Origin of the sequence: Arthrobacter sp. UC242_113, assembly GCF_044054585.1 — a bacterium.
Taxonomy (GTDB): domain Bacteria; phylum Actinomycetota; class Actinomycetes; order Actinomycetales; family Micrococcaceae; genus Arthrobacter.
Genome location: NZ_CP171968.1, coordinates 881001 through 895099, shown reverse-complemented (window position 1 = coordinate 895099; position 14099 = coordinate 881001). Strand labels below are relative to the sequence as shown.

Genomic DNA, 14099 nt, shown 5'->3' with positions numbered 1-14099 from the left:
CTTACTCCTTGCCGGTCCGGGCCTCCCCTTCCACGAGCTCGCGGACCGCTGCAATGAAGGCGTCGCCACGGTGAGCGTAGGAAGAGAACTGATCCATGGATGCAGCAGCCGGGGCCATCAGCACAGTGTCACCCGAGGCGGCGAGCTGTGCCGCCGATGCGACGGCCCGTGCCATCACTGCCTCCCCGGATTCGGCTGAATCCGGTGCGGCGTCATGTCCGGTTCCGGCAGACTGCACAATTTCAGTGTGGCCTGCCGCCTGCCGGATGACGGGGACATCCGGTGCGTGTCGCTGCAGGGACTCTTCCAGTGACGCCGTGTCCTTGCCAATGAGCACCACGGCCTTCAGGCGTCGTGCATGGTCGCGGACCAGGTCGTCGTAGCTGACGCCCTTGGACAGGCCGCCGGCAATCCACACCACGGGGTCGAAGGCGGCCAGGGACGCGGAGGCGGCGTGCGGGTTGGTGGCTTTGGAGTCGTTGATCCAGAGAACGCCGTGCTGCTTGGCGACCGGCTGGATGCGGTGGCTTCCGGGGATGTAGGCCTGCAGTCCTTCGCGCACGTGCTCGGGGCTGACGCCATAGGCGCGCACCAGGCCGGCGGCGGCCAGGGCGTTGGCCACCATGTGGCGGGGGGCCACCGGTCCGAGGTCGGACATGGACGCCAGTTCGACGGCGCTGTCCTTCCGCTCGGCGATGAAGGCCCGGTCTACGAGCAGGCCCTCCACGACGCCGAGCATGCTGATGGCCGGCGTGAGGGTGGTGAACGCGACGGCGCGGCAGCCCTCCACCACGTCAGCGTCCTCCACCATGCGTTCGGTTTCGATCTGCTCGTCGTTGTAGATGCAGGCCTTCTGCGTGTTTTCGTAGATCTTGGCCTTGTCGGCGAGGTAGGACTCGTAGGAGCCGTGCCAGTCCACGTGGTCCTCGGCGACGTTGAGGCACACGCTGGCCACCGCCGAGACGGAATCGGACCAGTGCAGCTGGAAGCTGGAGAGCTCCACCGCGAAGACGTCGTACTCCACCGGGTCGCGGAGGGCGTCGAGGATGGGAGTGCCGACGTTGCCCACGGCGATCGCCTTCAGGCCCGCGGCCCGCAGCATGGATTCCGTCAGGCCGACCGTCGTCGTCTTGCCGTTCGTGCCGGTGATGGTGAGCCAGTCGGCGGTCTTCCGGCCCTCGCGGACGCGCAGCCGCCAGGCGAGTTCGACGTCGCCCCAGACCGGGATGTGGGCACGGGCGGCAGCCGCGAGCAGGGCCTGGTCCGGACGCCAGCCGGGCGAGGTGACCACGAGGTCCGGCTTCAGGCCGTCAATCTTTGGCAGGGAGCGGACGGCGTCCTCCCCCAGAAGGACGTCGGCCGCGCCCACGATCCGCAACGTGTCCGCCTTGCCCTGCGCAGTATCCGTGGTGGCACCGTCCACCACCACCACACGGGCGCCGAGTTCGATCAGGGTGTCCGCGGCTGCGAAGCCCGAGACACCGATTCCGGTGACCACGACGCGCAGTCCGGCCCAGTCGGAGTCCCAGCTGACCAGGCCGCTGAGCCTTGCCGGACCCGTCAGGGCCGGACCGGACACTTCAGCGCGGGATTCGGAGCCGTTCACAGGAGGACCACCCATTCTGCGTAGAAGATGCCAAGGCCCGCGGCGACGAACAGACCGGCGAGGATCCAGAACCGGACAACCACAGTGACTTCCGCCCAGCCCTTGAGTTCGAAGTGGTGCTGCAGCGGCGCCATCTTGAAGAAGCGCTTGCCCTTGGTCACCTTAAAGTAGCCCACCTGGATGATGACGGAGAGCGTGATGAGGACGAACAGGCCACCGATGAAGGCGAGGAGCAGTTCGGTGCGGGAGAGGATGGCGAACCCGGCGATGGCGCCGCCGATCGCGAGGGAGCCGGTGTCGCCCATGAAGATTTTGGCCGGCGAGGTGTTCCACCACAGGAAGCCCACCAGCGCGGCGCTCATGATGGCCGCAAGAAGCGCCAGATCCAGTGGATCCCGGACGGAGTAACAGCCGCCACCCGCCTGACGCGGCGAGCCGCACGCCTGGTTGCTCTGCCAGATGCCCATCAGCGTGTAGGCGCCAAAGACCATGACCGCGGCGCCCGCGGCCAGGCCGTCCAGTCCGTCGGTCAGGTTGACGCCGTTGGTGGCGGCGGTGACGATCAGGTTTGACCACAGCACAAAGAGGATCGCGCCAATTACGGTGCCGCCGAACGCCAGGTCCAGCCACGGAATGTCACGGACCAGCGAGATCTTGGTGGACGCCGGGGTAAGGCCGTCCGCATCCGGGAAATACAGGGCCATGACGGCGAAGATGATGCCCACCGCCGCCTGGAGGATCAGCTTCGCCTTGGCGTTCAGGCCCAGGCTGCGCTGCCGTGAAATCTTGATGAAGTCGTCCAGGAAGCCCACCAGGCCCATCCCCACCATCAGGAACAGCAGGAGCAGCGCCGAGGCCGACGGCCCGGCCGACCTGGGGTTCATGAGCCACATGATCAGGTGTGTCAGGCCGTAGCTCAGCAGGACCGCGCCCACCACCACTGTGCCGCCCATGGTGGGCGTGCCGCGTTTGGTGTGGTGCGAGGTGGGTCCGTCGTCGCGGATGAACTGGCCATAGCTCTTACGGACCAACAGGCGGATGAACAGCGGCGTACCCACCAGAGCCAGCAGCAGGGCCAGGCCAGCGCCGATCAGTAGTGCAATCACAGCAGCTCGCTCCCTTCATTGGCATTTGTGGGGGTGGCGTGTGGGGGTAATGCTATCCGATCGCCCAAGTGGCGCAGTCCCACGCTGTTCGAGGACTTGAAGAGCACCAGGTCGCCGGGTTCGAGCTGTTCCTGGAGCACTTCGTAGGCCTCATCAGCAGTCTCGGCGAAGATGCATTCATCGCCCCAGGACCCTTCCTGCACGGCGGAAACGTACAGTGAACGCGCTTCCCGGCCCACCACCAGGAGGCGGGAGATGTTCAGCCGCACCACCTGCGTGCCGACGGCCGTGTGCTCGCGGATGGAATCGTCGCCCAGTTCCAGCATGGCCCCGAGCACGGCCCAGGTGCGGCGTCCGCGGCCGAGGTCGGCCAGTGTGCGCAGGGCCGCCCGCATGGATTCCGGGTTGGCGTTGTACGCGTCGTTGATCACCGTGACGCCGTCGGGCCGTTCAGTCCGCTCCATGCGCCAGCGGCTCGCCGCGGACTGGGAGCTCAGCGATGCGCTGATCCTGTCGGCCGGTACGCCGGCCGCGTGCGCAGCCGCCGCGGCGGCCAGGAGGTTCGCCACGTGGTGTTCGCCGATGAGTTTGCTGCTGACCCGGACAGTCGGCTCCCCCGGCACTTCGAGGTCGAACTCCGGGTTGCCCGAGGCATTGGTGTCCAGGTTTGCGGCCCGGACAGCAGGTGCGTCCGGATCAGCATCCCGGGAAGAGAAGCCGAGAACAGTGCCGCGGGTCCGGGCGGCCATGGGGGCAACACGGGGATCGTCAAGGTTCAGCACGGCGGTGCCTGCGGCGGGTACTGCCTCGGCGAGCTCGCCCTTGGCGGCGGCAATGTTTTCCACGCCGCCGAACTCCCCTGCGTGGGCTGTTCCCACGCCGAGCACCACGCCAATCTCCGGCCGGACCATGTCGGCCAGGTAGCGGATGTGTCCGATGCCGGTGGCGCCCATCTCGATGACCAGGAACCGGGTGTCAAAGCCCGCCTGGAACACGGTGAGGGGCACGCCGACCTCGCCGTTGTAGGAACCCTGGGGTGCAACAGTAGGCGCCTCGGCCGACAGGATTCCCGCGAGCAGGTCCTTGGTGGTGGTCTTGCCTGCCGAACCGGTGATGCCGATGACGGTCAACTGTTCGCCCGCCGACTCGCGGTGCTGCCTGATCCGCCGCACTGCCTCAGCCGCGAGGGCGCCCATGGCCAGCACCGCATCCTCGACGACGACGGACGGATAGTTCCGGCCGGCGTCGTCCTTGATTTCGCGTTCGGTGAGGGCCAGAACCGCGCCGCGGTCAAAGGCCGCGCCCACGAAGCTGTGCCCGTCTGCGCTTTCGCCCGGTTTGGCGACATACAGGGAGCCGGCAACGGCCTCCCGCGAGTCGGTCACCACGGATGCGGGGGTGACGCCGGGGTCGGCAAGCAGCCGGCCGTTAGTGATTTCGGCGATTTCCGCCGCAGTTAGTTCAATCATGTCGGTCTAGGACTCTATCCCGTCGTCTTGGAGAACGGTGAATCCTCGTGCCGTCAAGGCGTTCCGTAGTTCCACCCTGTCGTCGAGGGCAAGGTTCACTCCCTTGACCTCCTGCCACACTTCGTGTCCGCGCCCCGCAACCAGGATGGTGTCCTCCGGAGCGGCCAGGTTGACAGCTTCACGGATGGCAGCATCGCGGGGGAAAACTTCCATGATTTTGCAGTCGAGCCGCTCGGCTTCCTTGGCGTCGGTCGCACCCACCAGCACCTCGGAGCGGATGGCCGCGGCGTCCTCATCGTGGGGGTCGTCGTCGCTGACGATCACGACGTCGGCTAGCCGGGCCGCGGTGGCGCCCATGGCAGGGCGCTTGCCCTGGTCGCGCTGGCCCGTGGCGCCGAAAACCACTATCACCTTGGACGCGGGCTCCGGGGACCGGACGGCCTCCAGGGCACGTGCCAAAGCATCTGTGTTGTGCGCGAAGTCGACGACGGCGGCCGGCCGGGTGGAGACCAGCTGCATGCGGCCGGGCACTGCCACGGTGAACGGATCGCGGGCATCGAGCGCTGCCTGTACTTCGGCGGGGTCTGCACCGCCGGCGAGCACCATGGTCAGGGCCAGCGCCGCATTGGACACATTGAACGCCCCGGGCAGGCCGGTGTGTACGCGGAGTTCCGCGCCGTTCCGGCCGCGGAGCGTGAAGTCCGTACCGAGGCCGCGGGGCTTGGGGTCGGTGACGGTCCAGTCAGGCACCGGAGAGTCGGCGACGGGCCCACTGGCGGGCTGGAGGGTTGCGAGCGTGGTGACCGGAAGCTCGGTCTGGGCGGCGAGCCGCCGTCCCCATTCGTCGTCGACCGTCACGACGGCGGCACGTGCGCGTTCGGCGGTGAACAGCTCGGCTTTGGTCCGGTAGTACTCCTCCATGGTGCCGTGCAGGTCCAGGTGGTCCTGGGTGAGGTTGGTGAAACCGACGACGTCGAAGACCACGCCGTCCACGCGGCGGAAGGACACGGCGTGCGAGGAGACCTCCATGGATGCAGCGTCAAGGCCGCGTTCCCGCATGAGGGCAAGCAGGGCGTGGACATCGGTGGATTCCGGGGTGGTCAGGAGACTCGGAATCGGGTCCCCACCGGCCAGGATCTCGATGGTGCCGATGAGTCCGGTCTTCTTGCCCATGGCCTGCAGCAGGGCGTTGGTGAAGTATGTGGTGGTGGTTTTTCCGTTGGTGCCGGTCACGCCGAACATCGAGGGCCCGGGAAGCTCGGCGTCCTGGCTCCGGTAGATCAGCCTGGACAGGCGGCCCACCACGCTGCGGGGCTCCGCCACCACAAGTACGGGCACGGCGAGGTCCGAGCCGACAGCAAGAAGCCGCGCGCCGGCGTCGTCCGTCAGTACCGCAGCCGCGCCGGACTCGATCGCCGTCGCGGCGAAATCGGCACCGTGCCGCGCCGCCCCCGGCAGGGCAACATAAAGGTCGCCGCGTTCCACGGACCTGGAGTCGAGCGAGATGCCGGTCACCTGAACGGACTCGGACGCCCGGGGCACCGTAAGTCCCACTGACTGGCCGATAACACCCAGTTCGACGGCGGCGACGGCAGTGGGCCGGAAGCCGCTCTTGGATACCTGCCCCTCCGGGGCGTCGGCAGTGCCGGGGTCATGGTGCTGTGACAACTGGATCTCCGTTGGTGCTAGCGGACCAACGGACACGACAGAACTGTTTGTTCAGGTGTACCGCGGTCTTTCTTGGCGGGCGTTACTTAGCGAACTGCGGCAGCCTGACGGGCGTGCCCTTGGACGGCGGAACGTTGTACGTCCGCAGTGCCTGGCTCATGACCGAGCGGAACACGGGCCCGTTGGTGATCCCGTAAATGGACCCCTTGGGACGCTGCAGGACCACCTCCACAATAAACCGCGGATCGTCCATCGGCGCCATCCCCACCATCGAGGCCGTGTACCCGCAGAAGCCTGCGGTCCCGTCGTCGCAGGGCGATTGCGAGGTACCGGTCTTGGCCCCGACCCGGTAGCCGTCGATCGCGGCCTCCTTGATCTGGCCCTCGGTGACAGCACTTTCAAGGATGTCCCTCACCTGCTGCGCGGTCTGCTCCGAGACCACCCGGCGGGACGGCTTGGCCGCCACCTTTTCCTCGGTTCCGTCCGGGCTGATGTAGCTGTCGATGAGCCTCGGCTGCAGCATCACACCGTCGTTGGCGATCGACTGGTAGGCGCGGACCGTCTGGAGTGTCGACTGCGAGACACCCTGCCCGAACAGCACCGTGTACTGCTGGCGGCCGTCCCACTGGTCAGCAGGGGTCAGGATGCCCTTCGCCTCGGCCGGCAGGCCGATCTCCGGTGCCTCACCGATTCCGAACTTCTGCAGCCAGTCGTGCCGCTGCTCCTTGCTGAGGCGCTGGCCCGCCATCACGGTGCCCGTGTTCATGGACCAGCCCAGGATGCCCGCCAGGGTCCGCTTCTCGGTCCCATGGGAAAAGGAATCGTCGAACTGCTGGCCGTCCACCACCAGGGACGGCGGGATAACGAACGTGTCCAGCGGTTTGGCCTTGCCCTCTTCGATGACGGCGGCAGCCGTGATCATCTTTTCCACAGACCCGGGCTCGTAGGCGGCGGTAACGGAGCGGACGCCACGGTCCTTCGCTGCCACCTTGCCGGGGTCGTTGGGGTCGGGCGTATTGGTGTCGGCCATGGCGATGATATTGCCGGTCTTCACATCGGAGACGATGATGACCCCCCACTCGGCACTGAGTTTGTCCGACTGGGTCTGGATGGCCTGCTGGGCGAAATACTGAAGGTCGGAGTTCAGCGTGAGTTTGACGTCCTTGCCATCCTGCGCGGGCGTCAGTTCGTCGATGCCCACGGGAATACGGAGGCCGTCGGCGCCGATTTCGAACACGCGCTTGCCTGCAGTTCCGCGCAGAACTTCGTCCTGGGTCTGCTCGAGGCCGGCCTGGCCGGTGGTTCCGTTCTCGAGGAAGCCCACAATGCCGCCGGCCACGGAGCCGTTCGGGTAGACGCGCTTGCTGGTTCCCTCGGAGAAGATCCCCGGGATCTGCAGTTCCGAGACCCGGTTTTCGACGTCGGGCCGGAGGTCCTTGGCCACGATGTAGTAGGTCCTGGTTCCGGTGACGGATTTCCGCACGTCCTCGGCGTCCATGCCAAGGACGGCAGCAAGCTCGGAGATCCCCTGGTCCCGGGAAACGGTGACGAGTTCTTCCTTGCCGTCTACCTTTTCAAGGCGCTTGAAGGATTCGGTCTTGGTGTTTACAGACTGGTCAACAGTGATGTTGTAGCGGATCACGCTGTTCGCCAGCACTGCTCCGCTGGCGTCCAGGATGCTGCCGCGCTCGGCCGGCAGCACGGTGGGGCGGAGCCGGTTGTCCAGGGCAGCTTCGGCCATGCCGCCGACGTCCAGTCCCTGCACCAGGAAGAGCTTTCCGCCGACAACCACCAGCAGGGCAAGCATGATGCTAAGTCCGAGGCGGAGCCTCTTCGTGGCGTTGGCTACCTTCTTCTTGCCTGCCTTGCTCTTGCCTTGCGCCACGCTCATCCCCTACTGCTTGCCATGCGGGCTACCAGCCGCCTGTTCCTGCCTACTGCCCCGGCGTCCTTTGCTCCGGCGCCGGAATGGTGCCGCCGTTAAGGGCCGCGGGCTTGGCCGCAGCCGCCGGCTCGGCCGGTTTCGCAGCTGCCGGGCCCTCCGGCTGGGCAGCTGCCGTTTCACCGGCAGCCGGTGCCCTGCTTTCCAGCGGCTCGCCCGAACTGGCGGGCGGGACCACGTTCAGCTGACCCGGGACGGCAGGGGCAGCGATCACCGCTCCTGCCGAGTCTCCCTTGACCGCCGGCTTGGCATCCCCGCTCACGCTCAGCGTGGAAAGATCAATCTGTCCCTTGCCGGTGGAAGCAACCATTCCCAATTGTGCGGCCTTGGCAGCCAGATTCTGGGGAGCCTCAAAGTTTTGCACCTGCTGTGTCAGATCCTGGTTCTCTTTGGTGAGCTTGGTCTGTTCGGCACGGAGCTTGACCAACTGGTACTGCGCTGTGGAAACAGTGATGTTGAGCACCAGCACCGCTATCAGCGCAGCCGCAAGCATGCCGAAGCAGAGAACAACGAAGGGCGCGCGGCGCTTCGCCGGTGCGGACCGGACCAGGGACAGCGGGGTACGCCCCTTGCGGGCCGACCCCGGAAGCCCGGCCTCTATGTCATGGACGCTCGGGCCGGACGGAAGGGCGAGGTTCCTGGCAGCTGCAGTGCTCATGTTGCTCTCCTGGCTCTGATGCGTTCCACTGCGCGCAGCCGGGCTGATGCTGCGCGCGAATTCTCTGCGATCTCGACGGCGGTGGGCACCTCGGTGCCCTTGGTCAGGGTTTTAAGTTCGGCCTTGTGCTCTTCAAGCTCCACGGGAAAGCCGAGCGGAGCTGATGACTTGGAGCGGGCTTGGAAAACGCCCTTGACGATCTTGTCTTCCAGGGAGTGGTAGGACATCACCACGATCCGGCCGCCGAGTGCGATGGCATCCACCGCCGCCGGAACGGCACGCTCGAGGACTTCGAGTTCCTCGTTGACCTCGATGCGCAGGGCCTGGAAGGTGCGCTTGGCGGGATGTCCGCCCGATTTGGCGGCGGCAGCCGGAACCACCGCCCTGATCTGCTCGACGAGTTCCCCCGTGGTGGTGAACGGCTTAGCTGCCCGGGCGGCTACGATCCTGTTGGCGATGCGCCCCGCGAACTTTTCCTCACCCCATTTGCGGATGATCCTGACCAGTTCCTCTTCGCTGTAGTTGTTAACGACGTCCGCCGCAGTCTGGCCGCGGCTGGTGTCCATCCGCATGTCCAGGGGTGCGTCAAAGGAATAGGCGAAACCGCGTTCGCGCTCGTCAAGCTGCAGGGACGAGACCCCGAGGTCCATCAGAATGCCGTGGACCTCCGGAATGCCGAGGTCCTCCAGCACCTCGGCGATTTCGTCGTACACAGCGTGGACCAGGTCCGTGCGGGCCGCGAAGGGCTCGAGCCGCTCCCCCGCCAGCGCCAGGGCTTCTTCGTCACGGTCGATGCCCACGAGGTGCAGGTCAGGAAAGCGCTGGAGCATGGCTTCGGAGTGCCCACCCATGCCGAGCGTGGCATCAATGGCCACCGGAGTCTCACCGCGCAGGCGTGCCGCCTCGAATCCGGGCGCCAAAAGATTGATGCACCGGTCCTTCAGGACCGGTACATGGCGTTCGGACGTGGGCTTTGGCTGGTCGGGTTCTGTCATGCCTTCGTCCTTCCTTGAGCGCCGGGGATGATTCCTTGGGGGGTGGTTTCTTGGGCCAGATCCCCATCCGCGCCTATCCCGTTGGCTGCCTGGCTCCGGGGAAGTGAGCCAGGTAGTCGGCAGGGATGGGCGGCTGGAGATCTCGTCCAAGAAACGGATACCGGTTCGGGCCGGCCTAAAGGATGCCGGCGATGGGGTTGTCAGTTTCAGAGAAGGAGGTTTCCTTCTCCGCCAGGTACTCATTCCAGGCTTGGGCGTCCCAGATCTCCGCGCGGGTGCCGGCCCCAATAACGGCCAGCTCCCTGCCGAGCCCTGCGTACTCCCGGAGCGCGGGAGGTATGGTCACGCGCCCCTGCTTGTCAGGTACCTCGTCCGAGGCTCCAGAGAGAAAAACCCGGATGTAGTCACGAGCCGACTTGTTGGAGATCGGAGCCTCCCGGATCTGCTCGTGTACCCTCGCGAATTCCTGCTCGCTGAAGACGTAGATGCAGCGCTCCTGGCCTCGCGTGAGAACAAGTCCGCCGGCAAGCTCCTCACGGAACTTGGCGGGAAGAATGATCCTGCCCTTTTCGTCAAGACGCGGCGAGTGTGTCCCAAGGAACACGTCCCACCGCCCGTCTGCCGTCAGAAGCCGAACAACCCCCGCGCTGCCACTACCCTCTTACTCGCTCCACTTTACTCCACTTCTCCCCACAGTCAACGCGGCACGGGCACTTCTGTGCTGCCGGGACGAACTTTCTTCCGCGGAATGGCGGGGATTTTGCCTGGGGGTGGGAAGTGGAGGGAAATTGGGCCGCTCCGCCGGTGCCTGCCGCGGCGGCATTGGCCCTGGAACATCGGTTTCGGGCACCAGTTCCGCTGGTCAACAGGCCCAGTTCCGCGGGTTAAAGCGGAATGACCCGCCGTGGCGGGTCATTCCTGGATTATTGGCACCCAACCGGGATGGACCCGGTGGTGCGATGTGGAGGGTGGTGCGCAGTGGAGGTGGCGGGAAGTGGAACGCGGGTTCAGGACTCCCCGCGGCGCCTTTCGTCCCATCGTTCCTCGAGGCTGTTCATAAAGGAGCTCTTGCTCTTGGACTTCCTGCCATGCCCGCCAGCCTTCGCTTTGCCGGCCGCAACGCTGCGCATCGTGGCAAAGTAAACTCCGGCACCCATGACGACGAACCCGAGGACCCCGACGAATATGTTCTGGAGGGAGACCCCTACCAGGAGGAGCAGCACCCCGGCCAGCGTGGCCAGTACGCCAATCACGATGTGCCGGGTGGACCAGCTGCGGCCGGGATCCGAGCCCATGGAATTGGCGAACTTGGGATCGTCCTCATGCAGTTGCCTCTCGAGTTGCTCGAGCAGCTTCTGTTCGTGCTCCGAGAGCGGCATCACGACCTCCTTAAGTAGGCCAACGTCCAGACAGGCCGGAACCGGTTGTTCCTGCCTCGTCAACGACCGGCATGCCATCCAGGTTCCCGGTCCTGCCAGCGTTGGCAGATCCAGGAATTCAAGCATACTGACGCGGCGGGTCAGGTGATCCACACATGTCCAGACGTTCGAAAATCTTTGTATCTATAAGGATAGTTTGTTGGGCGCTGTTCTGAAAGACGCTGTTCACGGGCGGCAAAACTGCCCGGGGCCTTGACCCGGCACCGATCCGCGGCCATGAACACGGTTTCCCGCGCCCGCCGGTGTCGCCGGAATCACGTCAGGGGTTGCCGCTTCCCGGCTCAAGCAGCCGCGCGGGAAGCACGGACTTGCTGCCGAACTTTTCCGCCACCTTGTCCAAAGCTTGTTCAGCGGCCCGCCAGTTGTCGTCGCGCCTGTCCAGGCTCAGCTGCAGGGAGGTCTGGGCGGCCGCTTCCAGCTGCTCCGCACGGACACCCACCAGCCGGACCATCAGGGGCCGGCTGCCCAGCGACTCCAGCAGCTGGATGGCCACGGCATAGATGAGCTGCGCGCTGTCCAGTGGCGTGTGGACCGTGCGGCTTCGGGTCACCGTCGAAAAATCGGCGTACCGCAGCTTGAGCGCCACGGTCCGGGCCACCAGCCCCGAAGCGCGCAGGCGCTCGGCAGTGCGGTGGGACAGTCGCAGCAGCTCCCGGTGCAGCAGGGCATCGTCCGCAGTATCCGAGGCGAACGTTTCCTCCGCTCCGATGCTCTTCTCCACCCGCACCGGGGTGACCGTCCTGCTGTCGATGCCCCAGGAGAGCCGGTGGACGTGTTCGCCCGTGGCACCCAGCACCTTCTTGAGCGAGGAGACCGGCGTCGCTGCGACATCCGCCACGGTACGGATTCCCATGCGGGCCATCACTTCCGCCGTCTTGCCTCCAACACCCCACAGGGCGTTGACCGGAAGGCTGTGAAGATACGGGACGGTCTGCTCCGGCCGGATGAGCAGCAGCCCATCCGGCTTGCACCGGGTGGAAGCGATCTTGGCCACAAACTTGCTGGCCGCGATCCCCACGGACGCCGTGATGCCCAGTTCGCTGGAAACCCGTCTCCGGATCAACTGCCCTATGTCACTCGGCGGACCAAGCCTGCGGATGGCCCCTCCGACGTCAAGGAATGCCTCGTCCACACTGAGCGGTTCCACGAGCTCGGTAATGGACTCGAAGATGCCCATCAGCTGGCCGGAGACTTCGTAGTACAGCTTGTGCCTGGGCTCGATGATAACGGCCTGCGGACACAGTCTGTGGGCCACGGCCATGGGCATCGCCGATTTCACGCCGAACCTGCGTGCCTCATACGAAGCCGACAGCACCACGGAACGCTCAGCCGGAAACCCCACTATCACCGGCCGGCCACGCAGGTCAGGACGGGCGCGCAGTTCTACCGAGACAAAAAACGCGTCCATATCGACGTGCATGATGCTCGCCCGCCGAAGCTCCCGCAGCCGCGCTTCCGCCTGCTCTCTGTCGTCGTCCGGCCCCACATCTGCAATCCTATGCCCTGCACCTGACTAAACTGGAGGCTGAATCCGGCATCAACACCCAGGAGGACCGCACCTGTGAAGGTCATTGGAACGCTCATGCCTGCCCGCCTTGGGCTGCTCGCCGCTGGAGCGGCCGTAGTGGCGGCGGCGTCAGCGTGCACGGCACAGGCGCCCGGTTCCGCAACGCCCGCGGCGACGGCATCTGCCTCCGCCGCGGCCGCGGCAACGAACACAGCAGCCGCCACGGCGTCAGCGACGGCAACCGCCAGCCCGTCTGCGTCCCCCGGCACGTCGGCCACCGTGGGAGCGCTCGTCGCCGGCTTTCCGTCAAAGCTGGTGCCCGTGATGCCAGGGGCCAAGGTGGTGGCCAGCAGCTTCGACAAGTCAACCTCCCCGGCCACCGTCGCACTGGTTGGCTCCATCTCGGCCAAGCCCGCCGCCGTTGTCGCCTATTACACCAAAGCGCTCGAGGGGCAGGGCTTTACGGCTGTTCCCGGCAACGCCGTGGGAAGCGTCGTGTCAAAGGACTTCGTCCGGGCGGGAAGCGAGACCGTAAATATTGCCGTCCCTGCAACGGGCGGGGTTTCAACCTTCACCATCGGCGCCAACGTGACTCCCGAGTCCGTCAAGTGATGGTGGCCGAGCAGCTTCGCGTGGAGCAGGCGGACTTCGTGGCCGCCGTAGCGGGAAAGCTAACAGACTTCCTGACCACCCGGCAGTCGATCATGACGGCAATCTCGCCGGACATCGATCCCATCATGGGCTCCATCTCCAACCTGGTCACCGGCGGTAAGCGGCTGCGCGCCCTCATGTGTTACTGGGGATGGCGTGGAGCGGGCGGGCCTGCCTCCGCGGAGGACATCATCACGGCAGGCGCGGCCCTTGAGCTGTTCCAGGCCGCCGCCCTGATCCACGACGACATCATCGACCGGTCGGACACCCGCCGGGGCGGGCCCAGCGTGCACCGCCGGTTCATCCAGCTCCATGAGTCCCAGGGCTGGGCCCTCGACAGCGAACGCTTCGGCCACGCCGCAGCCATCCTCGCCGGCGACCTGTGCTTGTCCTTCAGCGAGGAAGCCTTCACTGACATCGGCGCAACGGCGGCCTCAGGAAGCAGGGCAAGGCTGATCTTTAACCTGATGCGTTCGGAGGTCATGGCCGGCCAGTATCTGGACATCCTCGAAGAGGTGGCCGGGCCGGTCCGGGACCGGGCGGGCGCTGTCAGCCGCGCCCAGTCAATCATCCGTTTCAAGTCGGCCAAGTACTCAACGGAACATCCGCTTGCCCTGGGCGGGGCGCTCGGCGGGGCCTCTGACGAACTGCTCCGGGGCTACTCCGCGTTCGCACTCCCCCTGGGCGAGGCCTTCCAGCTTCGCGACGACGTCCTGGGCGTCTTCGGGGACCCGGTGACCACCGGAAAGCCCGCTGGAGACGACCTCCGGGAGGGCAAGCGGACAGTGCTCGTAGCCTTCGCCCTGGACCTGGCCACCCCCGAGGAGTCCGCGTTCATCGACTCTAAGCTCGGCAGCCCTGAGTTGGGCGAGGACGACGTGGCCGAGATCCGCCGGATCATTGCGGACTGCGGAGCCCTGCAGGCCACGGAAGTCCTGATCGAGGAGTTCGGCGCCGCGGCGTACGCTGCCCTCGAGCTTCTGCCGCTGGAAGACCTCCCCAAAACCGCCCTGCGGCGGCTGGCTGAGGCGACTGTGAGCCGGGCCGCCTAATCGGCT

General features: G+C 66.1%; 12 protein-coding genes. 2 read left to right on the top strand and 10 right to left on the bottom strand.

Features of this window, described 5'->3' with window-relative positions; translation table 11 throughout:
• Position 1 precedes the first annotated feature (1 nt).
• The 10 genes from murD to dinB form a co-directional block, all read right to left on the bottom strand.
• Positions 2-1621: a UDP-N-acetylmuramoyl-L-alanine--D-glutamate ligase gene (gene murD / locus ACHMXB_RS04025; RefSeq protein ID WP_395402972.1), complete on the bottom strand. Its 1620-nt coding sequence runs from the start codon at positions 1619-1621 to the stop codon at positions 2-4.
• Entirely contained in the window at positions 1603-2712 is a 1110-nt protein-coding gene (mraY, locus tag ACHMXB_RS04020) for a phospho-N-acetylmuramoyl-pentapeptide-transferase (RefSeq protein ID WP_395402970.1), read from the bottom strand. Before mraY ends, murD begins: the two co-directional genes overlap by 19 nt.
• Positions 2709-4181 carry a UDP-N-acetylmuramoyl-tripeptide--D-alanyl-D-alanine ligase gene (gene murF, locus ACHMXB_RS04015; RefSeq protein ID WP_395402968.1) on the bottom strand — a complete coding sequence of 491 codons (1473 nt, stop codon included), beginning with the start codon at positions 4179-4181 and terminating at the stop codon, positions 2709-2711. Before murF ends, mraY begins: the two co-directional genes overlap by 4 nt.
• Positions 4182-4187: 6 nt before the next feature.
• Positions 4188-5849 (bottom strand): UDP-N-acetylmuramoyl-L-alanyl-D-glutamate--2,6-diaminopimelate ligase, encoded by a 1662-nt coding sequence (locus ACHMXB_RS04010; RefSeq protein ID WP_395402966.1) that lies wholly within the window; start codon positions 5847-5849, stop codon positions 4188-4190.
• A gap of 82 nt (positions 5850-5931) precedes the next feature.
• Complete coding sequence (locus ACHMXB_RS04005; RefSeq protein ID WP_395402964.1) at positions 5932-7740, bottom strand: peptidoglycan D,D-transpeptidase FtsI family protein; 1809 nt, start codon at positions 7738-7740, stop codon at positions 5932-5934.
• A gap of 43 nt (positions 7741-7783) precedes the next feature.
• Positions 7784-8449, bottom strand: a complete 666-nt coding sequence (locus ACHMXB_RS04000) for a hypothetical protein (RefSeq protein ID WP_395402962.1) — start codon at positions 8447-8449, stop codon at positions 7784-7786.
• A complete protein-coding gene (rsmH, locus tag ACHMXB_RS03995; RefSeq protein WP_395405119.1) occupies positions 8446-9603 on the bottom strand; it encodes a 16S rRNA (cytosine(1402)-N(4))-methyltransferase RsmH in 1158 nt (385 codons plus the stop codon). The genes ACHMXB_RS04000 and rsmH overlap by 4 nt, the downstream gene beginning before the upstream one ends.
• Positions 9604-9619: 16 nt before the next feature.
• On the bottom strand, positions 9620-10048 hold the full coding sequence (mraZ, locus tag ACHMXB_RS03990; RefSeq protein ID WP_102973964.1) for a division/cell wall cluster transcriptional repressor MraZ: 429 nt from the start codon (positions 10046-10048) through the stop codon (positions 9620-9622).
• 403 nt (positions 10049-10451) lie between these two features.
• A complete protein-coding gene (locus ACHMXB_RS03985) occupies positions 10452-10823 on the bottom strand; it encodes a DUF3040 domain-containing protein (RefSeq protein WP_102973963.1) in 372 nt (123 codons plus the stop codon).
• 319 nt (positions 10824-11142) lie between these two features.
• Positions 11143-12303, bottom strand: a complete 1161-nt coding sequence (gene dinB / locus ACHMXB_RS03980) for a DNA polymerase IV (protein ID WP_395405117.1) — start codon at positions 12301-12303, stop codon at positions 11143-11145.
• A gap of 141 nt (positions 12304-12444) precedes the next feature.
• Here dinB and ACHMXB_RS03975 point away from each other — a divergent pair, with 141 nt between their 5' ends.
• Both ACHMXB_RS03975 and ACHMXB_RS03970 read left to right on the top strand, forming a co-directional pair.
• On the top strand, positions 12445-13002 hold the full coding sequence (locus ACHMXB_RS03975) for a hypothetical protein (protein WP_395402960.1): 558 nt from the start codon (positions 12445-12447) through the stop codon (positions 13000-13002).
• Complete coding sequence (locus ACHMXB_RS03970) at positions 12999-14093, top strand: polyprenyl synthetase family protein (protein ID WP_395402958.1); 1095 nt, start codon at positions 12999-13001, stop codon at positions 14091-14093. Before ACHMXB_RS03975 ends, ACHMXB_RS03970 begins: the two co-directional genes overlap by 4 nt.
• The last annotated feature ends 6 nt before the right edge of the window (positions 14094-14099 follow it).

What these genes read in the sequence shown, in the direction of transcription:
- ACHMXB_RS03985 (WP_102973963.1), bottom strand. Translation starts at nt 10,823, where the DNA reads ATGCCGCTCTCGGAGCACGAACAGAAGCTGCTCGAGCAACTCGAGAGG.
- murF (WP_395402968.1), bottom strand. Translation starts at nt 4,181, where the DNA reads ATGATTGAACTAACTGCGGCGGAAATCGCCGAAATCACTAACGGCCGG.
- ACHMXB_RS04005 (WP_395402964.1), bottom strand. Translation starts at nt 7,740, where the DNA reads ATGAGCGTGGCGCAAGGCAAGAGCAAGGCAGGCAAGAAGAAGGTAGCC.
- dinB (WP_395405117.1), bottom strand. Translation starts at nt 12,303, where the DNA reads ATGCACGTCGATATGGACGCGTTTTTTGTCTCGGTAGAACTGCGCGCC.
- ACHMXB_RS04000 (WP_395402962.1), bottom strand. Translation starts at nt 8,449, where the DNA reads ATGAGCACTGCAGCTGCCAGGAACCTCGCCCTTCCGTCCGGCCCGAGC.
- murD (WP_395402972.1), bottom strand. Translation starts at nt 1,621, where the DNA reads ATGGGTGGTCCTCCTGTGAACGGCTCCGAATCCCGCGCTGAAGTGTCC.